At 67.5% G+C, this 9,403-nt stretch carries 15 protein-coding genes and 1 tRNA gene; 10 read left to right on the forward strand and 6 right to left on the reverse strand.

Annotated elements, in window-relative coordinates; all coding sequences use genetic code 11:
• Together MKK55_RS22225 and MKK55_RS22230 are read right to left on the reverse strand one after the other, a co-directional pair.
• Positions 1-711: CHASE3 domain-containing protein (locus MKK55_RS22225; RefSeq protein ID WP_243937672.1), on the reverse strand; the 711-nt coding region annotated here is incomplete at its 3' end.
• A gap of 373 nt (positions 712-1,084) precedes the next feature.
• The gene (locus tag MKK55_RS22230) at positions 1,085-1,243 is read right to left on the reverse strand and encodes a hypothetical protein (protein ID WP_243937674.1); all 159 of its coding nucleotides are present in this window, start codon (positions 1,241-1,243) and stop codon (positions 1,085-1,087) included.
• 128 nt (positions 1,244-1,371) lie between these two features.
• On the opposite strand from MKK55_RS22230, the gene MKK55_RS22235 reads away from it, so the two are divergent.
• Both MKK55_RS22235 and MKK55_RS22240 read left to right on the forward strand, forming a co-directional pair.
• Entirely contained in the window at positions 1,372-2,841 is a 1,470-nt protein-coding gene (locus tag MKK55_RS22235; protein ID WP_147727823.1) for an MDR family MFS transporter, read from the forward strand.
• Between the two features lie 279 nt (positions 2,842-3,120).
• Positions 3,121-3,196 (forward strand) — tRNA-Ile (locus MKK55_RS22240).
• A 30-nt stretch (positions 3,197-3,226) separates the two neighbouring features.
• Here the strand turns inward: MKK55_RS22240 and MKK55_RS22245 are convergent.
• On the reverse strand, positions 3,227-4,129 hold the full coding sequence (locus MKK55_RS22245; protein WP_243937676.1) for a tyrosine-type recombinase/integrase: 903 nt from the start codon (positions 4,127-4,129) through the stop codon (positions 3,227-3,229).
• Between the two features lie 185 nt (positions 4,130-4,314).
• Entirely contained in the window at positions 4,315-4,602 is a 288-nt protein-coding gene (locus MKK55_RS29390) for a GCG_CRPN prefix-to-repeats domain-containing protein (protein ID WP_243937723.1), read from the reverse strand.
• On the opposite strand from MKK55_RS29390, the gene MKK55_RS22255 reads away from it, so the two are divergent.
• From MKK55_RS22255 to MKK55_RS22265, 3 genes are all read left to right on the forward strand, one after another.
• Positions 4,483-4,812 (forward strand): hypothetical protein, encoded by a 330-nt coding sequence (locus MKK55_RS22255; RefSeq protein WP_243937724.1) that lies wholly within the window; start codon positions 4,483-4,485, stop codon positions 4,810-4,812. The genes MKK55_RS29390 and MKK55_RS22255 overlap by 120 nt on opposite strands.
• On the forward strand, positions 4,809-5,615 hold the full coding sequence (locus MKK55_RS22260) for a phosphoadenosine phosphosulfate reductase family protein (protein WP_243937677.1): 807 nt from the start codon (positions 4,809-4,811) through the stop codon (positions 5,613-5,615). The genes MKK55_RS22255 and MKK55_RS22260 overlap by 4 nt, the downstream gene beginning before the upstream one ends.
• A gap of 382 nt (positions 5,616-5,997) precedes the next feature.
• Complete coding sequence (locus tag MKK55_RS22265; protein ID WP_243937678.1) at positions 5,998-6,501, forward strand: hypothetical protein; 504 nt, start codon at positions 5,998-6,000, stop codon at positions 6,499-6,501.
• Positions 6,502-6,520: 19 nt separating this feature from the next.
• Here the strand turns inward: MKK55_RS22265 and MKK55_RS22270 are convergent, their stop codons facing one another.
• Positions 6,521-6,871 carry a hypothetical protein gene (locus MKK55_RS22270; RefSeq protein WP_243937679.1) on the reverse strand — a complete coding sequence of 117 codons (351 nt, stop codon included), beginning with the start codon at positions 6,869-6,871 and terminating at the stop codon, positions 6,521-6,523.
• Positions 6,872-7,201: 330 nt separating this feature from the next.
• Complete coding sequence (locus tag MKK55_RS22275) at positions 7,202-7,468, reverse strand: hypothetical protein (RefSeq protein ID WP_243937680.1); 267 nt, start codon at positions 7,466-7,468, stop codon at positions 7,202-7,204.
• A gap of 143 nt (positions 7,469-7,611) precedes the next feature.
• Between MKK55_RS22275 and MKK55_RS22280 the strand changes: the two genes are divergently transcribed.
• The 5 genes from MKK55_RS22280 (at position 7,612) to MKK55_RS22300 (ending at position 9,403) form a co-directional block, all read left to right on the forward strand.
• A complete protein-coding gene (locus MKK55_RS22280; protein WP_243937681.1) occupies positions 7,612-7,818 on the forward strand; it encodes a hypothetical protein in 207 nt (68 codons plus the stop codon).
• Complete coding sequence (locus MKK55_RS22285) at positions 7,818-8,075, forward strand: hypothetical protein (protein WP_243937682.1); 258 nt, start codon at positions 7,818-7,820, stop codon at positions 8,073-8,075. The genes MKK55_RS22280 and MKK55_RS22285 overlap by 1 nt, the downstream gene beginning before the upstream one ends.
• A 79-nt stretch (positions 8,076-8,154) precedes the next feature.
• Complete coding sequence (locus tag MKK55_RS22290; RefSeq protein WP_243937684.1) at positions 8,155-8,583, forward strand: DUF5681 domain-containing protein; 429 nt, start codon at positions 8,155-8,157, stop codon at positions 8,581-8,583.
• Complete coding sequence (locus MKK55_RS22295; RefSeq protein ID WP_243937686.1) at positions 8,580-8,921, forward strand: hypothetical protein; 342 nt, start codon at positions 8,580-8,582, stop codon at positions 8,919-8,921. The genes MKK55_RS22290 and MKK55_RS22295 overlap by 4 nt, the downstream gene beginning before the upstream one ends.
• Positions 8,918-9,403, forward strand: coding sequence for a hypothetical protein (locus MKK55_RS22300; protein ID WP_243937688.1), 486 nt, complete (start codon positions 8,918-8,920; stop codon positions 9,401-9,403). Before MKK55_RS22295 ends, MKK55_RS22300 begins: the two co-directional genes overlap by 4 nt.

Genomic DNA, 9,403 nt, shown 5'->3' on the forward strand with positions numbered 1-9,403 from the left:
GTCCCCGAGCGTCCCGGACAGGTCGCCCTGACCGACCTGCTCGACGAAGGTCATCACCCGCCCGAGCGGCCGGACGATCACGCGGTTGATGGCGATCCCGATCCCGATGCAGATCAGGAGCGTGATCAGGGCCGCGCCCCACAGGGTCAGGAACGCGGTCCGCTGCGCCTCCGCGACGCGATCGTTCAGCGCGTTCCGGGCATCGTCCTGCTTGGTCTCGATGACGGCGAGCTTTTCGCGCAGGGTGTCGAACAGCTGCTTGCCATTGCCTTCGGCCTCGACGCGCGCCGCCTCGGGGCGTCGCGCCGGGTCGGCGGCCATGCGCACGGCCGGCTCGCCGATCTCGGCCTGCCAGGTGCGGGCGGCGGCGACGGCATCGGCCAGCAGGCGCGACGTCTCGGCCTCGCCGCTCGTCAGCGCCCGAAGCCGATCGATGGTCTCATCGAGCGCCGGGCGGCCGGCCCGATAGGGCTCGAGGCTGCTGTCGCGTCCGGTGATGAGGTACCCGCGCAGCCCCGTTTCCTGGTTGAGCATGGCGCCGCGAAAGGCGTCGAGGCCGCGCGCCACGAGCGTCACCTTGCGACGGGCCTCGGTCGCCTCGTTCAGGCGGTCCAGCGTGAACAGGACCGTGCCGCTGCCGAGGACCGACACAAGCGCGATGGCGCCGATCGCGCCGCCGAGGGTGCGGTTGAGGCCAAACGTGTTCGGCATGTTCGAGCGTTCCTGCGCAGACCTGTGGGCGGCGCCCTGCGGTCCCCTTGCCGGCGCAGTCGGCCGAGTCGGCATTCGAATCAAGTGCGTGCGGGGTTCATCGGTCGACGACGCCGATAGGGATCGTGCATCCGCTCATCAAATCCGGCCCGATTCCGGCGTGCCTCTCGAAGCCGGCCGCGCGGCGGAACTCGCCGGCCGCCATGCGCGGATCGCGGCGCCCGGACCGATGCGTGGTGCTGGGGCGGACGCCCCCCAGATGCCGTGGAGACGGTGCCGCCCGGGCGGCGATGGGGAACCCGGCCCGCACGCGAGGGGCATGACGACCGAGCCGCAGGGCGGCGGGACACGACCCCTCGATCGGGAACCGGCCTCAACGCAACAGGGGAAGCTCGGCGCCGAGCAGGCATAGGCCGGCGATGAACAGCCCCGCACCCATGACCTCCAGTCGCAGGCGATAGGCGGGCATCAGCAGGGACGCCGCGACCAGTCCGGTCCCGGCGACGAGGCAGATCAGGCTTGAGGCCAGCATGGGCGGATGTCCTTCCGCCCACCCCCTACGTCGCGCGATCGAGAAAGTTTTGCCGGCGCGGGCGCGGGCGCGGGCCAGCAGATCGCCGTCCTCTGGCGCCGGCGGCGCAAGAGCCCTAAAGCCGGCGCATGCTGAACGCACCGACGACGCGCCGCCCGCTGGTCCTCGCCGCGGTGATGGCGGCGATGTTCATGATCGCGATCGAGGCGACGATCGTCTCGACGGCGATGCCGCAGATCGCGGGCCAGCTCGGCGACCTCCATCTCTACGCCTGGGTGTTCGCCTCCTTCCTGCTGACGCAGACCGCGACCACCGTGGTGTTCGGCAAGCTGTCCGATCTCTACGGCCGGCGCCCGGTGCTGCTGTTCGGCATCGCGGTGTTCCTCGTCGGCTCGCTGCTGTGCGGCATCGCCTGGTCGATGCCTTCGCTGATCCTGTTCCGGCTCGTGCAGGGCGTCGGGGCCGGCGCGATCCAGCCCGTGAGCATGACCGTGGTCGGCGACCTCTACGCGGCCCGCGAGCGCGGACGGGTCCAGGGCTACCTCGCGAGCGTCTGGGGCGTCTCGTCGGTGGCCGGGCCGCTCGCGGGCGGGCTGATCGTCGGGCATCTGAGCTGGCCGTGGATCTTCTGGATCAACCTGCCGGTCGGCGTCCTCGCGGCCGTCCTGTTCCTGCTGTTCCTGCGCGAGGAGGTGGAGCGCAAGCCGCGCCGGATCGACGTGATCGGGGCGGCCCTGTTCACGGTGGCGATCGCGGCGCTGATGATCGCCCTGACCGAGACGTCGGCCGCGCCGGCCCTCGCCGTCGCCGCCGGCCTGACCTTCCTGGCGGCGATCGCGCTGTTCGTGCTGCAGGAGCGGCGGGCCGCCGACCCCATGCTGGATTTCTCGCTGTGGGGGCAGCGCCCGATCCTCACCGCCAACGCCGCGACGCTGCTCTCGGGCATGGCGATCATCGGGCTCACCGCCTTTCTCCCGATGTACGTGCAGGGCGTGCTCCGGCAATCGCCGCTCGTCGCCGGGTTCACCCTGACCCTCATGGTGCTCGGCTGGCCGATCGGCGCGACGACGGCGGCGCGCAGCTTCGTCCGCTTCGGCCTGCGACCGGTCCTGCTGCTCGGCGCCGCCCTGCTGCCGATCGGCGCGACGGCCTTCGTGGCCTTGGGCCCAGAGACCTCGCCGGTCGTGGCGGCGGCGGGGTCGATCGTGATGGGCCTCGGCATGGGCTTCCTGTCGACGGCGGCGATCGTGATCATCCAGGACAGCGTCGCCTGGGGGCAGCGGGGGGCGGCCACCGCCTCGAACATCTTCGCGCGCAACCTCGGCTCGACGCTCGGCGCCACCGCGCTCGGCGCCGTGCTGAACTATCGCCTGATCCATCCGGACGGCGGGACCGGGGTGGATCCCGACCAGCTGCGCCGCCTGCTCGACGACCCGGCGAGCCTCGGCGCAGCCGGCGAGGCGGCCCGCCTCAGCCTGCAGCACGCCCTGCACGGCACCTTCTGGACGGTCTTCGCCGTCGCGCTGCTGACGCTGTCGGCATCCCTGCTCGTGCCGCGCGTGGCGATCGCGGAGGCGGCACCGGCCGTCGCGGAGTAGCATTCGGCAGCTACGCTCGGTGCTCGGCCGCCTCTCGTCCGGGCATTTTCTTCGTATCCGATCGCCCGTCCTGTGCCGCACGCCAGCATCCTGGTTGCCATGCGAGCCGAGACGCGATCGGATCGATCGGAGCGACGGCACGGTCGTCCGAGCCCCCACCCCGCTTGTCGCCGGCACCGGCTCGCGGTAGGCAGGAGCAGGGTTTCCGTCGCCGTCTTGCCGCACCACGTTGGGCGGCGACGGCTCAGATGCCTAAAAGGCAAGCTGGGACAACGGCTTGGGCCTGTAGCTCAATGGTTAGAGCCGACCGCTCATAACGGTCTGGTTGCAGGTTCGAGTCCTGCCGGGCCCACCAATCATCACAACGACTTAAGCAGGCATTGTTTTATGCCCCGGGGCGGTCGCCCAACGATTTGCCCAACGAAACGCTCTTTTTGCCCCTGTTTTTGAAGGCTCCCGCGGCGCCGGATTGAAAGTCCGGGTGGTGGTGACCGTAGACGTTGATCAACACGTCAGGCGTCATGCCGAGGAAGCCGGACGCCTCCCAGATGCTGACGCCGCGCTGCATCAGCCAAGTCGCCGCGGTGTGCCGGAGGACATGCGGTGAAGCATCCTCCTCAAGGCCGGCGAGGTGGACCGCCGATGCGAAGGCCGTCTTGACCGACGCAACGGGTTTGCCGTTCCACTCGACCGCGAACTCGGGCATCGTTCCATCGCGGCGCGGCGTCACCGCCCAGCGGCGCAAGTGCGCCACGAGGTGCGATGGCAGCTTCACGACGGGCTGCCTCTTCTTCGTAACGCGATTGCCCTCGGCTCGCCGGTAAAACAGCCCCTTATCGAGATCGACATAGGCCCTGCCCTTACCGCGGTGGAACGAAGCAGCAGCAAGCACTCCGGCAGGTGTGCCGGTATAGAGGCCGAGCAGGATAAACCGTGCGAGGTGCCGAAGTGGGCGCTTGTCGGTCTGAACTGCCTGGCCGAGGTTCGCGCCCCGATGGACGGTTTGCTTCTCGCGGTAGCGCCAGCACACCCAGAGCAGGCCGGCGGCCTCCTCTCTCGTTAGGAAGCGGTCTCTCCCCTCCCCTTTCTCTGGCAACGGGACTTTGACGATCTCACGATGCAAGCCTTCGGTCTGGTGATGCCCGATGGCCGCCCGAAGGTCTTCTAGGTCGCGCCGGGCGCCGCCGGTCCGTTTGCTGCTGGCCCTATGAAAGTGCTCGCCCACGCAGCAGGTATGACGACCGCCGAGGCGCCGTCCAATCTGGATATCCGGAACCAACGCCGACAAACGCCGCGACGTGCTGGACCTATTCGGTCACAGCATCACCGATCGCAAGATCACTCGACGGGCAGGCGTTTCCCCTCAGACCGTTGGCAACACCCAAAAGTCGCGGCCATGACCCCGCGCCAGCATGCTGCCTTCGACCACAGGTTTATGAGCTGGCAGCCGAAAGACCGCCAGCCCTGATGGCCTTAATAGCCGCCGTAGAACCGGCGGGGACCGCCGTACTCGTAGTCGCCACCGCGACGACCATACCCGCCGCCGTAGCCGTATGCTGGCCGCCCCTCATAGTACCCTCGAGGACCACCACCGTAGCCGTATCCACGGTCGTTCGGCCGGCAGCGTCCCCACGGATTTGGATGAAAGCCGGGGCCACATCCGCCAGCCACAAGTTCGATTACCGCATCACTGCGGATCTGACCGGACAAGAAGGGAGCGGCATTCGCCGAAGTCGCCGAACCAAGCCCTGCGGCTATCAAAACGGCAATTCCCAGCACCTTCATGCGCGTCATGACCTGAACCTCGTTAGCGCCCGGCATCGCTCTCATCCAGCCGGCGAGTTCGAAGGCTGCACCTCAGTCGCTGAACCGATGCTGACCCACTGCCAAGCGATCCGTTCAGCCACGGCAACCGAGGTACTCAACGCCATCAACGGCACCGACCTAGCAGCACGGAAGATTAGGACATGATCCCTTGCGAACAGGCCGCCTTTGCCGCTGGCATCCAAGTCGCCCAACAGGCCCTCGCTGCCCTCTTCGACCGTTACGACCGCGCCTACGTCCTATTCTCGGGAGGCAAGGACTCGGCCGCCCTCGCCCACCTCTGCCGGCCCTGGCAGGACCGGACAACGTTGCTGTGGGTGAACGCTGATGCCGCGCCCTTCATGCGCGATCACGTCCTGCGCCATCGCGCCGACTTCGAGGTGGTCGAGCTGCGCCCGGATCGGCCCATGGTCGAGAACTGGCAGGAGTGGGGCGTCCCCGCCGACCTGGTTGCGGTCGAGAACCTTGCTACGGTCGGGTGGCGCGAGCCGAAGGTGCAGCCCTGGTTATCCTGTTGCGGCGTCCACCGCGTGCAGCCGGCCGTCACCTTCATGGAGGGCGTTCGCAGCCCCTGCCCTCTGCTCATCGGTCAACGTACCGCCGATGGGGGCGGCACCGTCGCCGGGCTCGCCAGCGCGTTCCCTGCACATATCGAGGTCGCCATGCCCCTGTGGTCGTGGACCGACGCGGAGGTGTGGACCTTCGTCGCAGAACAGGGCATCCGCCTGCATCCGCACCACGCCGAGTGCCCGACGAGCATTGAGTGCGTTCGCTGCCCAGCGAACCTCTCGGCCGAGAAGCTGCGCCTGCTCGATCGCCTCTATCCCGAGGATGCCGCCTCCGCTCGCAACGCAGCCCGCTACACACTCGCCGCCGCTGCCGCCAAGGCAACCGAGGCGCTGGCCGTTCTTAACGGTACCGGCCGGGCAGCCAGGGAGATCCGATCATGACCCTGCTCACCATCACTTACCCAACGAGATCAGCACCATGATCCGCCCTCGCTCCACCAGTCACGTCGCCGCCCCGCCAGCTGCGAGCCGCGAGGCAGAGGTGACGTCAACGATAGCCCCGCCCCAGCAGGAGACCATCGCTCCGATCATTGAAGCGCTGATCGCGGTCGTTGCGGCCGTCGAGAGCCAACCCGCGGATGGTCCGGCCTGGAAAGCCTTTCAGTCCGCCATTCGTCGAAAGGGCGAGGAAGCCTCAGAGGCGGGTGGCAGTGACACGATGGAGGCCGTTGCTGCGCGCGGTCGCCGACGCCGCTCCTGACCGTTCTGAGCGTCGCGAAACCATCATCGCTGCGGCATGGGCCGGCCTGCCTGGATGGCGCTCATGATCCCAGCCGACATCGCTGCGAAGCTCGCCAAGATCCTGCCTCGGCTCGCAAGCGAGCATGATGGAGAGGTGGTGGCTGCGGCGCATGCGATGGGACGGACGTTGGCCGCCGCGGGGCTCGACTGGCATGCTCTCGCGAGGATGATCGAGATTGCGCCCGCCCGGTTTGCGCCATCCTCGTTCCCGCAGCGCTCCTCGACCAGCCCTGACCCCGGGAGCGAAGCGCCGAACGCACCATGTCGCCGAACAGGGATGCGTCTCCGGGACACGCAGACGATCGAGCCATGGAGCAGGGTCGCGCGCTATACCTGGATGCTCGATTGGACGATGCCGAAGGCGTTCGGCGGTCGCTTCCTGAGCAAGACAGACCGGGACCGCCTCAAAGGCTTCGAGGGGGATGTCTCCGTCACGAATGCCGACGCTGCCTGGATCGAAGCTGTCGTCATCCAGGCGCATCAGGCGGTCGAGGCGTGGCGCAATCGGGGGAATGCCGCAGCATGACCTCTCACAATCAGACTGCCTACCATCCCAGCCCGAGCCCCCGCGTATCCTCACTTGGCTCGGCTGACCGTAGGTTCTCTATCAATACCACTAAGGCCGCGAGCGCTGCCGCGCGCTGCTCGGCCACCCGGCCGTTTTTTGTGTCGAGAGCTGCTGCAAAGAGGTTGGACGCTGCGACAGCCACTTCGAGCGCCGAGCCGAGTGCTGGCGAGACAACGATGCGGCGTTTCAAGCTCGCGGCCGTGCTGGACGTGGCAGACGCCATCATCCCATGCATGCCAGGTGAGGCCGTTTCGACCGCGCTTACCCACGGTCGCATCACCGTCGCGATCAACGGCTGCAGGCCGGTCTCCTCAAGAATTCCAGCCATTCAACGCCTCTACCTCTCGGCGGTCGCGATCGTGTTTGCGCCCGAGAGCCGGACACTGACACGCCTGAGGCTGCGAGCGCCATGGACGGCCTACCGATGACCCCATGGGAGAGCCTTGCCCCTACCCAGGTCCGGCCAACCGCGCACACAAAAACGGCGGGGCTCTCGCCCCGCCGCTCGAACCTCAAACCGGACCTGGCCTCTCTGCGATCATAAGCCGACGACAGCGCTCGCCGTACCCACGGCCGTTGCGACGAGACCGCAAGCGAAAGCTCCGATCATCAGGTAGTTGAACAGCTTCATTTGCATGCCTGTGAACCTGTCAGCCGATCAGCAGCGGTTTCCGCCGGCGGTCTGGCCGTACTGCTTCACCGGGAAGTGCTGCTGGTTGGCGTTGCCCTCGGCAGCCGAACTCATCGGGCAAGTTGCCGGGTCACGGTGGAAGCCAGCGTCGTAACCGTTGAACGAACCCGTCGTCTCAACCTCGTAGGGCGAGAACCCGGTGTGGCGGGCGGGCCGATCGTAGGCCATTGCAGACGAGATCGAGGCAACGCCAACAACAAGGGCGGTGGCGATGGCGGCGATACGGGTCTTCATGGTCGTATTCAAACTCCTATGCAGGACAATCCCTGGATCGGGCTTGTTCCCTTCTGCTTGAAACTAAGATGGGGTGCCGATTTCATTCTCGACGTGACGCCGCGCACGCGCCGACGTGGATTAAAATACCTTGGAGCACAGGCATGACCCCGCGCGAGCAAGCCGCCTACAACGCCGGCCTCCGCGCCGCCATCCACGGCGCTCGCACCGCTGCGATCACGATGGAGACCGCACCTGGCGCGACGGACGTGTGCAAGCAGGCTGCCGTCGCTGCCCTCTACGCCTTCGCCGAGAGCGCCGCGGCGCTGGCCCTCACGAAGAAACCCGATCCAACCCACCAGGAACCGTGATGAACGACCTGCACAAGCGCCTCGCCAAGCTGGAGGTGGCGACCACGCCGCCGGCCATCCCTCATCAGACCCACCGGTTTCTGATGGAGGGACCTGCCGGATTGCCGCCTGAGGATGCCGTCGCGTTCCTGCGTTCAAACGGGCACGAGGTGCGGGACGAGGACTTGAACATCATCCGGGTCGTCACCGACGCCGAGAATGGTCAGCCGATCGATCTGCTGTTGCGCGACCGGACGGCGGAGGTCCGTCAGGGATAGCCCCGCGCCTGTATTTCTCCTGTACTATCAGGCGCATGACAGTGGCCGCAGGCATCAGCTTTAGCGTGGATCGAAGGACATGGCGGAGAACATAACGCAGTTCGAGAAGGGACAGAGCGGCAACCCGAACGGGCGGCCCACGGGCTCCCGCAACCGCACGTCCTTGGCGATGGAGGCCATCCTGGAGGGCGAGGGCGAGGCCCTGACCCGCAAGGCGATCGAGATGGCCTTGGACGGCGACGGGCCGGCACTGCGGCTCTGCATGGATCGGCTGATGCCGGCTCGGAGGGATCGCCCTGTCACGTTCGAGTTGCCCGCGATCAAGAGCACCGCCGACATCCCCAAGGCGACGAGCGCGCTGCTCCACGCGGTCTCCTCCGGCGATCTCACACCATCCGAGGCGGCCGATGTCGGCAAGGCAATCGACGCGCATGTGAAGGCCATCGAGGCGCACGAGTTCGCCGAACGCCTCGCCGCCCTGGAACAGACATCTGGAGGAAAGCGATGACACCACATGTGATGGACAGGCTGACCCGCCTGGAGGCGGAGGCCGCCCCCCCTTCGGCCGGCAAGCACCTCGTCTTTCAGGTCGAGGCTCCCTCCAGGACGCCGCTCAGCGATATCATCGCCTTCCTGAAGGCTCGCGGCCACGACATCCACGACGGCGACGACGCCTTCGTCATGAACGTCGGGGCGTCCCGCATGGCCGAGGGCGAGCCGCCGCGGGACCTGTCGCCCGCCATCCTGACGGAGGAGGCGCGTGCGCAGGCTGGGGCAGCCGGCCTGTGGCCGAAGACCTGCGCCGCCTTCACCTTCCAGTTGGACTGGCCGAGGAACGTGCAATGACCCCGAAGCTGATCGAGCGTCTGAACCGCCTGGAAGCCGGACAGGCAGGGCGCGCTGGCCAGGGACTGGCATCCCGCGAGTTGACTCAGGTCTGGCTCCGGGCCGTCGCCATTGCGCTCGGCAGCTATCCTCGGCCGCGCGCGTCAGGCCCGCTGCATCTGGAGGACTCCTACAGCGACGGCTTCGCTCGGGCGCTCGGATATGCCGATCATGACGACATGGAGGCACAGGCTGAAGCGAACCCCGAGGAGTGGAGCCAGCGGATCGAACGGGCAGACGCTGCCCTGTGCACACGGTACGGAGCAGGTGAATGTCTGGACCCCGCCGAGCGCGGGCACATTCTCTCCACCGCTGCCCTCGACGAGTGGGCGACGGCGAAGTCGCAGAACCCTGACTGGCCCGGGGCCGACGACAGCGGCACCCTCGCCCGCGCCCTCACCGCCTACGGCGTTCCGGCCGAGTTTGTGGAGGCGCGCCGATGA

Origin of the sequence: Methylobacterium sp. J-059 (genome assembly GCF_022829485.1) — a bacterium.
Taxonomy (GTDB): domain Bacteria; phylum Pseudomonadota; class Alphaproteobacteria; order Rhizobiales; family Beijerinckiaceae; genus Methylobacterium.

What these genes read in the sequence shown, in the direction of transcription:
- MKK55_RS22260 (WP_243937677.1), top strand. Translation starts at nt 4,809, where the DNA reads ATGATCCCTTGCGAACAGGCCGCCTTTGCCGCTGGCATCCAAGTCGCC.
- MKK55_RS22255 (WP_243937724.1), top strand. Translation starts at nt 4,483, where the DNA reads ATGAAAGCCGGGGCCACATCCGCCAGCCACAAGTTCGATTACCGCATC.
- MKK55_RS22295 (WP_243937686.1), top strand. Translation starts at nt 8,580, where the DNA reads ATGACACCACATGTGATGGACAGGCTGACCCGCCTGGAGGCGGAGGCC.
- MKK55_RS22285 (WP_243937682.1), top strand. Translation starts at nt 7,818, where the DNA reads ATGAACGACCTGCACAAGCGCCTCGCCAAGCTGGAGGTGGCGACCACG.
- MKK55_RS22280 (WP_243937681.1), top strand. Translation starts at nt 7,612, where the DNA reads ATGACCCCGCGCGAGCAAGCCGCCTACAACGCCGGCCTCCGCGCCGCC.
- MKK55_RS22275 (WP_243937680.1), bottom strand. Translation starts at nt 7,468, where the DNA reads ATGAAGACCCGTATCGCCGCCATCGCCACCGCCCTTGTTGTTGGCGTT.
- MKK55_RS22270 (WP_243937679.1), bottom strand. Translation starts at nt 6,871, where the DNA reads ATGGCTGGAATTCTTGAGGAGACCGGCCTGCAGCCGTTGATCGCGACG.
- MKK55_RS22300 (WP_243937688.1), top strand. Translation starts at nt 8,918, where the DNA reads ATGACCCCGAAGCTGATCGAGCGTCTGAACCGCCTGGAAGCCGGACAG.
- MKK55_RS22290 (WP_243937684.1), top strand. Translation starts at nt 8,155, where the DNA reads ATGGCGGAGAACATAACGCAGTTCGAGAAGGGACAGAGCGGCAACCCG.
- MKK55_RS22235 (WP_147727823.1), top strand. Translation starts at nt 1,372, where the DNA reads ATGCTGAACGCACCGACGACGCGCCGCCCGCTGGTCCTCGCCGCGGTG.
- MKK55_RS22265 (WP_243937678.1), top strand. Translation starts at nt 5,998, where the DNA reads ATGATCCCAGCCGACATCGCTGCGAAGCTCGCCAAGATCCTGCCTCGG.
- MKK55_RS22230 (WP_243937674.1), bottom strand. Translation starts at nt 1,243, where the DNA reads ATGCTGGCCTCAAGCCTGATCTGCCTCGTCGCCGGGACCGGACTGGTC.